The following is a 15499-nucleotide window of genomic DNA, read 5'->3' as shown; positions in this document are numbered from 1 at the left end:
GGTGGCGGATTCAAGGCGGTTCCTGGGGTTGCTCGTGCGGAAGGGCAATCGCGGGGCTGTGCGGTCGAACGGAGTGGGGGCTTGTGCGGGAGGAGTGCCGGGCGATGGTGCGGTGGGGGCGCGTGCGGGAGCGATGCGGGGCGGTGGCGGGGTGGGTCGGTGCCGGGGGTGTGCGGCTGTTTCGGGGGTGGGGTGAGGGGCGGCCTGGATGGTTGCTCGGTGGTGGGCGGACCGGGCGGCCGCTCGGGGCTGCTCGAAGCTCATCCGGCGGGCATGCGTGCGGGCCCTCCGGTTCGCTCGGGCACCGGGCTCACCGAGCCTCGCGCCAGGGCGGCGGCCGCTACCGACGCGATCGCGTCCGTCAGGCGGTCGAGTACGGCGTTCGTCTGTTCGTCGGTGATCGTGAGGGGTGGGAGGAGGCGTACGACGCCGGCGTGGCGACCGCCGAGTTCGACGATCAGGCCACGGCGGAGGCACTCGCGCTGGACCGCGGTGGCGAGGGAGGGGGCGGGTGGGCGCGGGCCGGTGTCGCCGGAGGGAGAGGACGTGTCCGGGGTGACCATCTCGATGCCGATCATCAGCCCCCGTCCCCGTACGTCGCCCACGCAGGCGAACTGCTCGGTGAGGCACTGGAGTTGGGCGAGCATGCGGGCACCCAGGGCTTCGGCGCGTCCGGCGAGGCCGTTCTCACGGACGTGGGCGAGGGTGGCGGCGCCGGCGGCCATGGCGAGCTGGTTGCCGCGGAAGGTGCCCGCGTGGGCGCCGGGCTGCCAGGTGTCGAGGTCGTCGCGGTAGACCACGACGGCCAGCGGGAGACTGCCACCGATGGCCTTGGACAGGACCATCACATCGGGGACGACGCCGCTGTGCTCGACGGCCCAGAAGCGGCCCGTGCGGCCCACACCCGTCTGGACCTCGTCGGCGATCAGCGGGATCGAGCGCGCGGTGGTGATCTCACGCATGCGGCGCAGCCAGCCGTCCGGGGCTGGGATCACGCCGCCCTCACCCTGGACGGGTTCGAGGATCATGCCGGCGGGCAGCAGTGCGCCGGACGTGACGTCATCGAGGACGGACTCGGTCCAGCGGGCCGCGAGTTCGGCGCCGCCCTCGCCGCCGATACCGAACGGGCAGCGGTAGTCCTGCGGGTACGGCAGACGTGCCGCCCGTACGGCTCGGGCGCCCCCGGAGGCGTTGTGTGGGAGAGCCCCGGCGGTCATGCCGTGGTCGGCACCGGTGAAGGCGAGCATGTCAGTGCGTCCGGTCGCCGCCCGGACCAGTTCGAAGGCGGCCTCGACCGCGTCCGTGCCGGCGGGTCCGCAGAACTGGACGCGCGCGCGGTCCGCAAGCCCGGGCGGCAGGGTGCGGAACAGTTCGGTGGTGAAGGCCTCCTTGACGGGGGTGGCCAGGTCGAGGGCGTGCAGCGGGGCGCCCGAGTCGAGCGCCTTGCGGATCGCTTCGAGGACGACCGGGTGGTTGTGGCCGAGGGCCAGGGTGCCCGCGCCGGACAGACAGTCGAGGTAACGGCGGCCGTCGGCGCCCTCGATGGTCAGCCCCCGGGCGCGTACGGGCACGATGGGCAGGGCGCGCGCGTAGGTGCGCGCAGCCGACTCACGGGCCGTCTGCCGCCGCAGGATCCCCTCGTGTGCCGAGCGCGCCCCGTCGTGCTCCCGTCGTGCTTGCGCCCGTTCGCTCTCGTGTCGCGAACGCGCTCGGTCGGACTCACGCCCCACCAGCGTCACCGTGGACTCGGTCACCGCCACGACTGCACTTCCTCCCGCTGTTCAGAGGCGAGTTGGCAGGGGTCACCGAGCACCGGCGGGTCCCCGCACATACCAACGACGCGACTCCTACGGGGAAGCGGGTGGAGCGAAGATCCTTGCCGTGACGGAACCGTTGCCGTTCCATCGGATGTCCCCCACAACGACCGCATAGTGTGTGGTGCCGTTCCGAACGACGCGGCTCGGCGGACGCGTACCAAGCCGCGCGTACGACGGCTACGTACGAAGAAGCAGACGTACAGAGCCGCGCGAATGCCATGTCGGTTACGTACAAGGAGGCGGTGCGCGCGCGGAGGATCCGTGCGTGATCCGCTTCGGCAGCACAGAGTTCACTTACGCCCCAGGGGGAGTTCAGACCATGCGACCCATACGACCGCTCCGCACCGCTCGTCGTGGGAGGAGCACGCGCCGCAGAACCTCCCCCGTTCTGGCCGCGGTCGGCCTGGCCACGGTTCTGTCGTTGACCGCCACCGCGTGCGGCTCCGGTGACACCACGGCGAACGCCGATGCGTCGGCGTCCGCGCAGGACAGCGGCAGCGCGGGCGACGGCAAGATCCAGATACCGGACGACCTCAAGGACAAGCTCAAGGAACACGGGATCGACCTCGACAAGTGGCGGGGCGGGGCCTGGAAGAACTGGGACAAGGACGACTGGCTGCGCGAGGCCGAGGACTACGTCAACCCGATCATCGAGGACCTGTGGGACCCGGACCGGATGCGGGACGCCGAGGAACCGGAGAAGGAGGTCGACGAGAGCGACCTCACCGGTGACCAGGGCGTGACCGACCCGACGCCGCAGTCCGTCGAAGCCGAGGCGGTGTCGGCCAAGTACCACGCGAACGTGCCCGAGGCGGGCAAGGTGTTCTTCGACGCGCCCGAGGGCACGATGGTCTGCTCGGCGACCGTGGTCCAGGACCCGGCCAACCCGGGCAAGTCCAACATGGTGTGGACGGCCGGCCACTGTGTGCACGCCGGCAAGTCGGGCGGCTGGTACCGCAACATCGCCTTCGTGCCCTCGTACAACGACAGCGGTATGGCGGCGTCGGAGCTGCAGACGGCCACGAAGGAGGAGGTCGCTCCGTACGGCGTCTGGTGGGGTGACTGGGCGCAGACCTCGGACCAGTGGATCGAGCAGGGCGGTCAGACGGGCGGTGACGGAGCGCCGTACGACTTCGCGGTGATCCATGTGACGCCGGAGGAGGGCAGCGGGGGCAAGTCGCTGGAAGAGATGGTCGGTTCGGCGCTGCCGGTGGACTTCGACGCGCCCGCCGTGCCGCAGGTGGAGAGCATCACCGCGACCGGCTACCCGGCCGGCGCTCCGTACGACGGCGAGACGATGTACCGGTGCACGGACAAGCCGGGGCGGCTCTCGCTCGTCGAGGCCGACCCGACGATGTACCGCATCGGCTGCACCATGACCGGCGGGTCGTCCGGCGGTGGCTGGGTGGCGACCGGTTCGGACGGTCAGCCCGCGCTGGTGTCGAACACCTCCATCGGACCGGTGAGCGCCGGTTGGCTGGCCGGGCCGCGGCTGGGCAAGGAGGCCGAGGGTGTGTACCAGGCGGTGAGCGACAAGTTCGCGTCGCAGTGACACCTGGCTGACCACGGTGGTGCCGCCCCCGGAGAGGGGTGGCCGGACGGCGCGCGGAAGTCCTGGCCGCGCGCCGTCCGCCCGTCCCCTGTACCGCATCGGCTGCACCATGACCGGCGGGTCGTCCGGCGACGGCTGGTTCCGCATGGTCGGCACCGAGCCCCGGCTCGTGTCGAACACGTCGATCGGCCCGGCCGGCAACACCTGGCTCGCGGGATCGCGGTTGGGCGACACGGCCAGGGCGCTGTACGACGAGATGAGTAGCGCGTACGGCGGTCGGTGAGCGCGGCCGAGCTGGTGTCACGCCGCCGCCCTCTTCCGTCCGGCGGCCCGGTCGCGCGGTTGACCGGCGGCTCGTACGGCCTCGGCTGCCACGACGAGCGGAACAGCTTCGTCCCACTGAACAGGGCGCGTGCTGAGCACGCCTATGGCCCCGGCGAGCTGATCGCCGCCCAGGTCGAGGAGAAACCCGCGTGGCGCGTGGACGGACGGGGGTGTGCGGGGGCACCAAGCCGCCGGTGCCCCGCGCATGACCGAAGGCCCGCCCTCAACGGAGAGGGCGGGCCTTCGGGACGTACCGACGCGTCAACCGGCCGTCGGACGTGCGGGCGACTCAGTCGACCGTCAGGCCGTGGCCGCCGGGACGTACGGCGCCAGGTCGGCGGCCAGTTCCTCGTGCACCCGGGCCTTGAGCAGGGTGCCCTCCGGGGTGTGCTCCTCGGAGATCACCTCGCCCTCGGTGTGGGCGCGGGCGACGAGCTTGCCGTGGGTGTACGGCACGAGCGCCTCGATCTCGACCGAGGGGCGCGGCAGTTCGTTGTCGATCAGGGCGAGCAGTTCCGCGATGCCCTGGCCGGAGCGGGCCGAGACGGCGATGGAGCGCTTCTCGATCCGCAGCAGCCGCTGGAGCGTCAGCGGGTCGGCCGCGTCCGCCTTGTTGATCACCACGATCTCGGGCACGTTGGTCGCGCCCACGTCCCGGATGACCTCGCGCACGGCGGCCAGCTGCTCCTCCGGCGCGGGGTGCGAACCGTCGACCACGTGCAGGATCAGGTCGGAGTCGCCGACCTCCTCCATCGTGGAGCGGAACGCCTCGACGAGGTGGTGCGGCAGGTGGCGTACGAAGCCGACGGTGTCCGCCAGCGTGTACAGCCGCCCGCTCGGGGTCTCGGCCCGGCGCACGGTCGGGTCAAGGGTCGCGAACAGCGCGTTCTCGACCAGGACGCCGGCGCCCGTGAGGCGGTTGAGCAGGGAGGACTTGCCGGCGTTGGTGTAACCGGCGATGGCCACCGAGGGCACCTTGTTCCTGCGGCGCTCCTGGCGCTTGATCTCGCGGCCAGTCTTCATCTCCGCGATCTCCCGGCGCATTTTCGCCATCTTCTCGCGGATCCGCCGCCGGTCCGTCTCGATCTTGGTCTCACCGGGACCACGGGTGGCGAGGCCGCCGCCCTTGCCGCCGCCCATCTGCCGGGACAGCGACTGACCCCAGCCTCGCAGCCGCGGCAGCATGTACTGCATCTGCGCGAGCGCGACCTGTGCCTTGCCCTCGCGGGACTTGGCGTGCTGGGCGAAGATGTCGAGGATCAGGGCCGTACGGTCGATGACCTTGACCTTGACGACGTCTTCGAGGTGGATGAGCTGCCCCGGGCTCAGCTCACCGTCGCAGATGACGGTGTCCGCGCCCGATTCGAGGACGATGTCCCGCAGTTCGTTGGCCTTGCCGGAGCCGATGTAGGTGGCCGCGTCCGGCTTGTCGCGGCGCTGGATCACGCCGTCCAGCACGAGCGCGCCCGCGGTCTCCGCGAGGGCGGCCAGCTCCGCGAGGGAGTTCTCCGAATCCCGTGCGGTTCCCGTGGTCCAGACACCGACGAGTACGACGCGCTCCAGGCGGAGCTGGCGGTACTCGACCTCGGTGACGTCTTCCAGCTCGGTGGAGAGGCCCGCGACACGGCGCAGGGCCGCGCGGTCGGAGCGGTCGAACTGGTCGCCGTCCCGCTCTCCGTCGATCTCGAAGCTCCAGGCGACGTCCTCTTCCATCAGGGCATCGGCCCGCAGGTTCTCGGGGTCGTTCTGCGCGAAGGCGCTCTGTGCGGCCTGGGAAGGGGAAGAAGAGGAGGTCATTGGGTCCTTACGTCGATAGGAATCCGAGGTGACGGATCACGACCCGTCACTGGCGACAACGCCCGGGGCACCCGGGAGATTCCCGCCGCCGACTCGAAGATGGTCGCACGGTACGCCCCGTCTCGTCACCCGGGTTTTTCCCCGTCCGCACCGAGGTCACACCCGGGTGGATCCCGGCTACCGCTTCGCCGGGGCCTCCACCGGAGCGGACTTCCAGTCGGGGTGCCCCGGCATCGGCGGTGTCTTCACCTCGTACAGCCAGGCGTGGAAGAAGGCGCCGAGGTCGCGTCCGGCGATCCGGGAGGCGAGGTCCTGGAAGTCGGCGGTCGAGGCGACACCGTCCCGGTGGACGGCGACCCAGGCCCGCTGGAGCAGGGCGAACGCGGAACCGCCGATCTCCTCGCGCAGGGCGTAGAGGAAGAGCGCGGCGCCGTCGTAGACGTTCGCCCGGAAGATACCGATCTTCTGGCCGTTCTTGGGCGCCTTCGGGGCCGCGGGGGGTCCCCCGGCGGTCCGCCAACGGTCGGAGGCGCCGTAGGCGGCCTTCATGCGCGCCGCCACGGTCCGGCCGGCGGTCTCCTCGGCGTACAGGGCCTCGTACCAGGTGGCGTGTCCCTCGTTCAGCCACAGGTCGGACCAGGTGCGGGGGCTGACGCTGTTGCCGAACCACTGGTGGGCCAGCTCGTGGACCATGATCGACTCGACGTACCACTTGGGGTACTCGGGCCGGGTGAACAGGTCTTTCTCGAAGAGGGACAGGGTCTGTGTCTCCAGTTCGAACCCGGTCTGCGCCTCGGCGATCAGCACGCCGTACGTCTCGAAGGGGTAGCGGCCGACCTTGCCCTCCATCCACTCGATCTGGGCGGGGGTCTTCTTGAGCCACGGTTCGAGCTTCTCGCGGTCCTTGGCGGGGACCACGTCACGGACGGGCAGGCGGTGGGGTCCGGTCCGGTGGACGACGGCGGAGCGGCCGACGGAGATCTGGGCCAGTTCGGTGGCCATGGGGTGCTGGGTGCGGTAGGTCCAGGTGGTGGTTCCCGGGGCGCGGTCCGTGCCGGTGGCGAGGCCGTTGGAGACGGCCGTGTAGCCGTCGGGCACGGTGACACGGACCGTGAACATCGCCTTGTCGGAGGGGTGGTCGTTGCAGGGGAACACCACGTGCGCCGCGTCGGCCTGGTTGGCCATCGCGAGCCCGTCGGCGGTCCGTACCCAGCCGCCCTCCTCGTCCCCCGTGTACACGGGGTCGCTGGTGTGCCGCACGGTGATGCGCGTCCGGGCGCCCTCGGGGAGCGGGGCCCGGGGGGTGATCACCAGGTCCTCCCCCGCGCTCGTGAAGGCGGCGGGCGCTCCGTCGACCTCCACGGAGCTGACCTTCCCGTGCGTGAAGTCGAGGTTGACCCGTTCCAGAGGGGCGGTCGTCCGGGCGTCGATCGTGGTGACGGCGGTGAGCGGCTCGCGGTTGCTGCCGGGGTAGGTGAAGTCGAGGTCGTACGACGCCACGTCGTATCCCGGGTTGCCGAGGTGGGGGAAGAGCCGGTCGCCGACGCCGAGGGGCACGGCGGGTGAGGGGGCGCTCGCGGCGATCAGGCAGACGGAGGCGGCGGAGGCGAGCAGCGCGGCCTGGACGCGGCGGCTCCTGGGGCGTGGGGTGAGCGGCATGGTCCACCGCTACCAGCGCACTCCCGCCGCGCGCGGCCGACGCGCGGCGATCCCACCCGAACGAGCGGCCCGCCGTCCGCCGCGCCGCCTCCGAGCGGCCGGGTCGGTGGCCGGTGGCCGGACGGGATCGCCGCGCGGCCGCCCGCCGAGGTCGTGCGCGGCCACCGTCCGCACGGCGTGCGCGGGTGTCCGCCCGGGTCAGTGCGCGGCCGCCGCCTGGTGCTGGGCCCGGCCCACGTCGTAGACGCCCGGCACGTTCCGCATGGCGCGCATCAGGCCGGGGAGGTGGGCGGCGTCCGGGAGTTGCAGTGTGTAGGTGTGGCGGACGCGCTGCTGGGTGGGAGGTTCGACGGTGGCGGAGACGATGGCGACGCCCTCCAGGGCGATGGCCTCGGTGAGGTCGGCGAGCAGGTGGGGCCGCTGGAAGGACTCGGCGACGAGGGTGACCCGGAACTCGGTGGTGTCCCCCCAACTCACCTCGATCTCCGGACGTCCCAGGCCCTTCATGCGCGTCACGGCGGCGCATTCGACGCGGTGCACGGTCACCACTCCCCCGCGGACGGCGAACCCGGTGACCTCGTCGGGCGGTACGGGCGTACAGCAGCCGGCGAGACGTACGGTCGCCTCGGGTCTGTCGACGACGACCACGGCGCCGACGGTGTCGGAGGTGGCGGCGGGCTCGTCGAGGGCGGGGCGGAGGGCGGGCGTCTCGTCCTTGCGTGTGCCGTCGCGCTCCTCGTGGTCGTCGTCGGCGGCGGGCGAGGGGTGGGTGGCGAGCCAGCGCTGGATGGCGATGCGCGCGCCGGGTGTGTGGGCGTGTTCCAGCCACTCTCTGGAGGGCTCGGAGGCCGGGTCCTGGCCCATGAGGAGCTGGACGGTGTCGCCGTCCTTCAGGACCGTGCTCAGCCTCGCCAGGCGGCCGTTGACGCGCGCCCCGATGCAGGCGTGCGCGTCCTCGCCGTACTGCGCGTACGCCGCGTCCACGCAACTGGAGCCCTCGGGAAGCCCCAAGGTGCCTCCGTCGGGCCGGAACACGGTGATCTCGCGGTCCTGGGCGAGATCCTCGCGCAGGGTCGACCAGAACATGTCCGCGTCCGGTGCCGCCTCCTGCCAGTCGAGGAGCCGGGAGAGCCAGCCGGGGCGGGTGGGGTCGATGCGCTCGCCCTCGCCGTCGGGCCGCCGGCCGTCGGTCTGGTCCTCCGACGGAGGGGCGTACGGATTGCCCAGCGCGACGACACCGGCCTCGGCGACCTTGTGCATCTGGTGCGTGCGGATGAGGACTTCGGCGACCTGGCCGTCCCCTCGGGCGACCGCGGTGTGCAGCGACTGGTACAGGTTGAACTTCGGTACGGCGATGAAGTCCTTGAACTCCGAGACCACGGGCGTGAGGCAGGTGTGCAGTTCGCCGAGGACCGCGTAGCAGTCGGCGTCCTCGTTGACGAGGACCAGGAGCCGTCCGAAGTCGCAGCCGCGCAGTTGTCCGCGTTTGCGGGAGACCCGGTGCAGGGAGACGAAGTGGCGCGGCCTTATGAGGACTTCGGCCTGGATGCCCGCCTCGCGCAGAACGCCGCGCACCTCGTCGGAGATCTCGGCGAGCGGGTCGGGCTCCCGCGCGGCGTTCTCCGTGATGAGGTCGCGGGTGTGCGTGTACTCCTCGGGGTGGAGGATCGCGAAGACGAGGTCCTCCAACTCGGTCTTGAGTGCCTGGACGCCGAGCCGTTCGGCAAGCGGGATCAGCACGTCCCGGGTGACCTTGGCGATGCGTTCCTGCTTCTCGGGGCGCATCACGCCGAGGGTGCGCATGTTGTGCAGCCGGTCGGCGAGTTTGATGGACATCACCCGGACGTCGTTGCCGGTGGCGACGAGCATCTTGCGGAAGGTCTCGGGCTCGGCGGCGGCTCCGTAGTCGACCTTCTCCAACTTCGTGACGCCGTCGACGAGATAACGCACCTCCTCGCCGAACTCCTCGCGCACCTGATCGAGGGTCACATCCGTGTCCTCGACGGTGTCATGGAGCAGAGAGGCCGTCAGGGTCGTTGTCTCCGCGCCGAGTTCCGCGAGGATCAGCGTCACGGCGAGCGGATGGGTGATGTACGGCTCACCGCTCTTGCGCATCTGGCCGCGGTGCGAGGACTCGGCGAGGACGTACGCGCGGCGCAGCGGCTCCAGATCGGCGTCGGGGTGGTGGGCGCGGTGCGCCTCGGCGACATGGCTGATCGCGTCGGGAAACCGGTCGCGGGTCGTCGGTCCCATGAGTGCGGCGCGGCCCAGACGGCGCAGGTCGATACGAGGTCGGCCCTTCCTGCGGTGCGCTGGTGGCGGCGCAGGGGCGGGCGATACGGCGGGGTTCGTGGCCTCCGCGCTCATGGGCACCTCCGGCTGCGTGGACCGGCGGACGGGTGCCCCATGGCGTGCGGCGGCTCAGGGGATCGTGTGGTTCCCCCGTCCGTGCCGGTGCTTGATGCTACCGAGCCCATCACGCCCGTCCGACCGCCTCTCGCCGAGCGTGAAACGGATCACCCATTCGAGCGAAGGTCCTGAGGTTTACGGTTTCGAGCCACCCCGCCCGGGGTGTGCCATGGATTCGCACCCCTGAACGCACCGTGGGCTTGGATGCATACGGCGCCCGCGCTCCGGACACCGCCATATCAAGCCCTACCACACCTCAACGCGCCGCGTTTTCCAGCCACTTGGCGTCGATCTCGCCCTCGGCGACGATCACCGCGGGGCCGGTCATCTCGATCTCGCCGTCGGTCCGCTCGGTGATCACGAGCGTGCCGCCGGGCACGTCGACGGTGTACGTCGCCGGGGTGCCCGTGACGGCGGGGTCGGCGCCGTCCCGGCGGGCGGCGGCCACGGCGACGGCGCACGCGCCGGTGCCGCAGGAGCGGGTCTCGCCGGAGCCGCGCTCGTGGACCCGCATCGCCACGTGGCGGGGGCCCCGGTCGACGACGAACTCGACGTTGACGCCGTCCGGGTAGGCGGCGGCCGGACTGAAGGGCGGCGGGGAGAGCAGGTCGCCCGCCTGCGCGAGGTCGTCCACGAAGGCGACCGCGTGCGGGTTGCCCATGTTCACGTTGCGCGCGGGCCAGCTGTGCTCGCCGACGCTCACCGTGACGTCTCCTTCGGGGAGGCGGGCACCGCCCATGCCGACCGTGACGTCGCCGTCCTTGTCGATGTGGACCTTCTTCACGCCCCCGCGCGTGGCGACGGCGAGGTCGCCCTCGGTGATGTGACCGGCGTGCAGGAGGTAGCGGGCGAAGACGCGGACGCCGTTGCCGCACATCTCGGCGATCGAGCCGTCGCCGTTGCGGTAGTCCATGAACCACTCCGCCTCGGCCGCCAGCCCCTTCGCCTCGGGGTGCGCGGCGGACCGTACGACGTGCAGCACGCCGTCGCCGCCGATGCCCGCACGGCGGTCGCACAGGGCGGCGACGGCGGCCGGGGAGAGGTCGATGACGTTCTCGGGGTCCGGGACGATCACGAAGTCGTTCTCGGTCCCGTGCCCCTTGAGGAAGGCGATCCGCGTGCTCATCCCTCGATCGTACGGGCTGCGTACGACAGCGTGTCCGGGGAGCGGGGCCTCAGCGGAGCCGGGCCACCCGCCACACGGCCAGGAAGGCCACCGCGGCGAGGACCAGGGCGTAGGCGAGGACGAGGCGCCAGTCGGGGCGGCGGCCGGAGCCCCGCTGGGGCAGGCCGGGCCACGTGTAACCGACCCGGCGGGCGGCCATCATGCCCCAGCCGGCCGCGGTGGCGCAGATCAGCAGACCGAGCATGGCGACCACGGCGCCACCGTCCCCGAACTCGAAGGCGAGCGGGAAGGCGAACATCAGGGAGCCGACCGCGGCGAGGCCCACGATGGGCGCGAGCTGCCAGAGCCGCAGTCTGCGCTGGGGGCGCAGCTCGACCTCGACCTCCGGCCCGGACATCTCGTCGGGTTCCGGTCCGTCGTCGCTCACGCCACCGGGAGTCTGGTCCTCCGGACCGTCGGGGCTCAGCGGGTAGCCGTCGGGATCCAGTGCGTACCCCTCGGTAACCAGCTGTTCCGTGTCCTCCGCGGTGCCGTGCTCCGCGCCTTGTGCGGTGTCGCGAGGGCTGGCCTCCATCGCCACGCGCCCTCCCAACTCGGACTCCACTTGGTCGATCGAAGCTCGATGATGGCACGCCCTCGGAGGCCGGGATGACCGCCGGGGCGAGCCGATGCCATGACGTGATCAGGCTGTGACCGGTCGTTCGACCAACGCCAGTGCGAGCTGCGGGAGTTCCGTCAGGTCGGCGAGACCCCCCTTGAGCCAATGCACCCGGGGGTCGCGCCTGAACCACGAATCCTGACGGCGCGCGAAGCGCTTGGTGGCACGCACGGTCTCGATCCGCGCCTCGTCCATGGTGCACTGCCCGGCGAGTGCCGCGAGGACCTGCTGGTAGCCGAGCGCACGCGACGCCGTGCGCCCCTCGCGCAACCCCTGCGCCTCCAGGGAGCGCACTTCTTCGACCAGTCCGGCGTCCCACATGCGGTCGACGCGGCGGGTGATGCGCTCGTCGAGTTCGGGGCGCGCCACGTCGACGCCGATCTGGACGGTGTCGTAGACGGAGTCATGGCCCGGGAGGTTGGCCGTGAACGGCTTTCCGGTGATCTCGATCACTTCGAGGGCACGGACGATACGACGGCCGTTGCTGGGCAGGATCGCGTGGGCGGCCTCGGGGTCGGCGGCGGCGAGCCGGGCGTGCAGCGCGCCCGAGCCGCGCAGCGTCAGCTCCTCCTCCAGCCGGGCGCGGACCTCGGGGTCGGTGCCGGGGAACTCCAGGTTGTCGACGGCCCCCCGGACGTACAGCCCGGAGCCGCCCACCAGGATCGGCCAGCGGCCCTCGGCGAGGAGGGCGTCGATGCGGGCGCGGGCGAGCCGCTGGTACTCGGCGACGCTGGCGGCGGCCGTGACGTCCCAGATGTCCAGGAGGTGGTGCGGGACTCCGTCCCGCTCCTCGGGGGTCAGCTTGGCGGTGCCGATGTCCATCCCCCGGTAGAGCTGCATGGAATCGGCGTTGATCACCTCGCCGCCGAGGCGCTGCGCGAGGAAGACGCCCAGATCGGACTTTCCGGCCGCGGTCGGTCCGACGACGGCGATGACTCGTGGAGGGGGAACTGCGCTACTCACCGCCCCAGTCTCGCAAAGGTCGGGGCCTCTTCTCGAACGAGCTACGTGACGCGGGGGAGCCGGGGTCGTTGCGTGTTGCGAGTGCGATGCGCCGGTTTCGAGTGCCGGCGACCCGGGTGACGCAATGGGACGCTCCGGGAGAGCGCGGGAATTAGCCCGCATGATTAGCATTGAGGTTGATATGGGCGTTTTTTCACTGTTCCGTCGCAAGGCGAAGGACACGGAAGAGGCCGCCGTGACGGCGACCGAGCCGACCGCCCAGACCGAGGCGGAGGAGTCGGGCGAGGCGAAGGAATCCACCGAGGCCACCCGGCCGGAGGCCGAGGCCGAGACCAAAACCGAGGTCAAGGCCGAGGCCAAGGCCGAGGACGAGGGGGCCGAGTCCGCGGCGGAGACCGTCGACGCGGGGGACGACGTGGAGATCCCCAAGCAACAGACCGCCGACCAGGCGGCCGACAACGAGGCCGGCGAGAGCGCCCGCAAGTGACTGCCCGCGCGGGAAGGTGAACCATGAGTCTGCTGGATAACTTGAGATCCAAACTCTCCCCGGCCAAGGACAAGGTCTCGCACCTCGCACAGAAGTACGAGGTCAAGATCCATCACGGGCTCGACAAGGCCGCGCACACGGTCGACAAGAAGACCAAGGGCAAGTACAGCGGCAAGATCCAGTCGGGCACGGGCAAGGCCAAGCACGCCATGGACCGACTCGCGCACCACGACGACGGCGGTCACACGCCCCCGCCCGCGGGCGGTGGCCACACACCCCCGTCACCGGGCGGCGGCACGACACCACCGCCTCCGGCTTCCTGAACAGGTTCACATCGCCGGACGGCTGCGGAGCGCCTCACGCTCCCGGCCGTCCGCCGTGTTCGACCAGCCGTGTTCGACCAGCCGTGTTCCGTCTACGACCAGGTGGCCACCAGGTAGCCCACCCCGTACGGCGCGTCGTCGTACAGCAGGCTGCCGGCCAGGCCGGCGTCCTCGGCGGCTCCCGCCAGGATCTGCCAGGGGGCGCGGCCGGATGCCTTCAGCTCGCGCGCGAGCTGGGTGTCCAGGGCCTTCAGGGCCGCGATGTCGGCGTCGGCGAGCGCCCGCGCGACCCGCGCGTCGAAGCCGGCCGCGCGGTCGTCCAGATACCCCGGGGCCTTGAGGGTGCGGCACGCGCTGGCATCGCCCATCACCAGCAGGGCCACCCGCTCGGCCGACCCGGCGATGTCCCGTCCGATGTGGATACACCGCTCGGCGGCGATCGGTTCCGCCACGCCGAGCCCTTCCAAGGGAGCGTCGGCCCGGCCGGTGCGTTCGAGCAGCCAAGCGGCGACGGCGAGGGAGGCGGGCAGCCGGGCTTCCGGGGACGCCGTGTCACCACCGCGCCCCAGGCGGACGTCGAGGTCCACGCCGAAGCCCCGGAACGAGCCGCGTGAGCCCTCCGGGTACGGCCCGTCGTGTTCGGCGGCGCCCACGACCACCAGCCGGTCGGGCCGGGCGGCGGCGAGCACCCCGAGCGCATCCGCACAGGCGTCCCGAGCAGCGGCCAGCTCGGGCGCGGCCCCCGCGGCGACCTCGGGCACGAGCAGCGGAGGACAGGGACAGACGGCGGCGGCTACAAGCATGATCCGCAGGGTAACTTCTGCGCCGAACCCGCTACTGCCCGACGCCGCAGCCACCCGTGGTCGCCACCGGCAGCGGCTCCGGCACTCCGATCTTCGGCAGCCCCAGCAGGACACCCGCCGCCTTCTCCGCGGGCGCGGCGTTCCGCTTCTCCCAGGCGTCGCCCGCGCGGGTGCGCCGTACGTCGAGGACGGCGCCCTCGGCGAGGAGGTGGTGCGGGGCGGCGTACGTGATCTCGACGGTCACGACGTCACCGGGGCGCACCTCCCGGTCGGGCTTGGTGAAGTGGACCAGGCGGTTGTCGGGGGCGCGGCCGGAGAGACGGTGCGTGGCGCCGTCCTTGCGGCCCTCGCCCTCGGCGACCATCAGTTCCAGGGTGCGGCCGACCTGCTTCTTGTTCTCCTCCCAGGAGATCTCCTCCTGGAGGGCGACGAGGCGCTCGTAGCGCTTCTGGACGACCGCCTTGGGGATCTGGTCCTCCATGGTGGCCGCGGGCGTGCCGGGGCGCTTGGAGTACTGGAAGGTGAAGGCCTGGGTGAAGCGGGCCTCGCGGACCACGTGCATCGTCTGCTCGAAGTCCTCCTCGGTCTCGCCGGGGAAGCCCACGATGATGTCGGTGGTGATCGCCGCGTGCGGGATGGAGGCGCGGACCTTCTCGATGATCCCGAGGTAGCGCTCCTGGCGGTACGAGCGGCGCATCGCCTTGAGGACCGTGTCCGAGCCGGACTGGAGCGGCATGTGAAGCTGCGGCATCACGTTCGGCGTCTCGGCCATGGCGGCGATCACGTCGTCGGTGAAGTCGCGCGGGTGGGGGGAGGTGAAGCGGACGCGCTCCAGGCCCTCGATCGTGCCGCAGGCCCGCAGCAGCTTGCTGAACGCCTCGCGGTCGCCGATGTCGGAGCCGTACGCGTTGACGTTCTGGCCGAGCAGGGTGATCTCGCAGACGCCCTCGCCGACCAGGGCCTCGATCTCGGCGAGGATGTCGCCGGTGCGGCGGTCCTTCTCCTTGCCGCGCAGGGCCGGGACGATGCAGAACGTGCAGGTGTTGTTGCAGCCGACGGAGATCGAGACCCAGGCGGCGTAGGCGCTCTCGCGGCGGGTCGGCAGCGTGGAGGGGAAGGCCTCCAGGGACTCGGCGATCTCGACCTGCGCCTCGTCCTGGACGCGGGCGCGCTCCAGCAGGACGGGCAGCTTGCCGATGTTGTGGGTGCCGAAGACGACGTCCACCCAGGGCGCCTTCTTGACGATGGTGTCCCGGTCCTTCTGCGCCAGACAGCCGCCGACGGCGATCTGCATGCCGGGGCGGGCGGTCTTCATCGGGGCGAGACGCCCGAGGTTGCCGTAGAGGCGGTTGTCGGCGTTCTCCCGGACGGCGCAGGTGTTGAAAACGACGACGTCGGCGTTGCCCTCGCCGGCGTCCTCGGGCGCGCGCACGTATCCGGCGTCCTCCAGGAGGCCGGACAAGCGCTCGGAGTCGTGGACGTTCATCTGACATCCATAAGTACGCACTTCGTATGTCTTGACGCCCACTGCCTGACTCCGGTCGCTGCTGTTGGTCACTCCGTAAGCGTAAGGCAGCGCCC

Annotated in this window: 12 protein-coding genes and 1 pseudogene; 4 read left to right on the top strand and 9 right to left on the bottom strand. The window is 71.4% G+C overall.

Annotation, left to right across the window (positions count from 1 at the left end):
* Window positions 1-260: 260 nt before the first annotated feature.
* Window positions 261-1760: a diaminobutyrate--2-oxoglutarate transaminase family protein gene (locus OG202_RS35845; RefSeq protein ID WP_443052324.1), complete on the bottom strand. Its 1500-nt coding sequence runs from the start codon at window positions 1758-1760 to the stop codon at window positions 261-263.
* A 376-nt stretch (window positions 1761-2136) separates the two neighbouring features.
* Between OG202_RS35845 and OG202_RS35840 the strand changes: the two genes are divergently transcribed.
* Both OG202_RS35840 and OG202_RS35835 read left to right on the top strand, forming a co-directional pair.
* On the top strand, window positions 2137-3369 hold the full coding sequence (locus OG202_RS35840; RefSeq protein ID WP_326576335.1) for a trypsin-like serine peptidase: 1233 nt from the start codon (window positions 2137-2139) through the stop codon (window positions 3367-3369).
* Window positions 3370-3430: 61 nt separating this feature from the next.
* A pseudogene (locus OG202_RS35835) lies at window positions 3431-3652 on the top strand (hypothetical protein); the annotation flags it as partial.
* 341 nt (window positions 3653-3993) lie between these two features.
* Here the strand turns inward: OG202_RS35835 and hflX are convergent.
* The 6 genes from hflX to miaA form a co-directional block, all read right to left on the bottom strand.
* Complete coding sequence (gene hflX / locus OG202_RS35830; RefSeq protein WP_326576337.1) at window positions 3994-5490, bottom strand: GTPase HflX; 1497 nt, start codon at window positions 5488-5490, stop codon at window positions 3994-3996.
* A gap of 177 nt (window positions 5491-5667) precedes the next feature.
* Complete coding sequence (locus OG202_RS35825) at window positions 5668-7149, bottom strand: M1 family metallopeptidase (protein ID WP_327727534.1); 1482 nt, start codon at window positions 7147-7149, stop codon at window positions 5668-5670.
* A gap of 198 nt (window positions 7150-7347) precedes the next feature.
* Entirely contained in the window at window positions 7348-9516 is a 2169-nt protein-coding gene (locus OG202_RS35820; RefSeq protein WP_327727535.1) for a RelA/SpoT family protein, read from the bottom strand.
* 298 nt (window positions 9517-9814) lie between these two features.
* Entirely contained in the window at window positions 9815-10684 is an 870-nt protein-coding gene (gene dapF / locus OG202_RS35815; RefSeq protein ID WP_327727536.1) for a diaminopimelate epimerase, read from the bottom strand.
* Between the two features lie 49 nt (window positions 10685-10733).
* The gene (locus OG202_RS35810) at window positions 10734-11264 is read right to left on the bottom strand and encodes a hypothetical protein (RefSeq protein WP_327727537.1); all 531 of its coding nucleotides are present in this window, start codon (window positions 11262-11264) and stop codon (window positions 10734-10736) included.
* 102 nt (window positions 11265-11366) lie between these two features.
* Complete coding sequence (miaA, locus tag OG202_RS35805; RefSeq protein WP_327727538.1) at window positions 11367-12305, bottom strand: tRNA (adenosine(37)-N6)-dimethylallyltransferase MiaA; 939 nt, start codon at window positions 12303-12305, stop codon at window positions 11367-11369.
* Window positions 12306-12486: 181 nt separating this feature from the next.
* Here miaA and OG202_RS35800 point away from each other — a divergent pair, with 181 nt between their 5' ends.
* Both OG202_RS35800 and OG202_RS35795 read left to right on the top strand, forming a co-directional pair.
* On the top strand, window positions 12487-12792 hold the full coding sequence (locus OG202_RS35800) for a hypothetical protein (RefSeq protein WP_327727539.1): 306 nt from the start codon (window positions 12487-12489) through the stop codon (window positions 12790-12792).
* A gap of 23 nt (window positions 12793-12815) precedes the next feature.
* Entirely contained in the window at window positions 12816-13115 is a 300-nt protein-coding gene (locus OG202_RS35795; RefSeq protein ID WP_327727540.1) for an antitoxin, read from the top strand.
* A gap of 92 nt (window positions 13116-13207) precedes the next feature.
* Here the strand turns inward: OG202_RS35795 and OG202_RS35790 are convergent, their stop codons facing one another.
* Together OG202_RS35790 and miaB are read right to left on the bottom strand one after the other, a co-directional pair.
* Complete coding sequence (locus OG202_RS35790; RefSeq protein WP_327727541.1) at window positions 13208-13918, bottom strand: class III extradiol dioxygenase subunit B-like domain-containing protein; 711 nt, start codon at window positions 13916-13918, stop codon at window positions 13208-13210.
* Window positions 13919-13949: 31 nt separating this feature from the next.
* Window positions 13950-15476 (bottom strand): tRNA (N6-isopentenyl adenosine(37)-C2)-methylthiotransferase MiaB, encoded by a 1527-nt coding sequence (gene miaB / locus OG202_RS35785; RefSeq protein ID WP_326576353.1) that lies wholly within the window; start codon window positions 15474-15476, stop codon window positions 13950-13952.
* Window positions 15477-15499 lie beyond the last annotated feature (23 nt).

The organism is Streptomyces sp. NBC_00310 (genome assembly GCF_036208085.1).
Classification (GTDB): Bacteria; Actinomycetota; Actinomycetes; order Streptomycetales; family Streptomycetaceae; genus Streptomyces.
The sequence above is the reverse complement of the archived record's forward strand: the minus strand, read 5'-3'. Positions and strand labels throughout refer to the sequence as shown.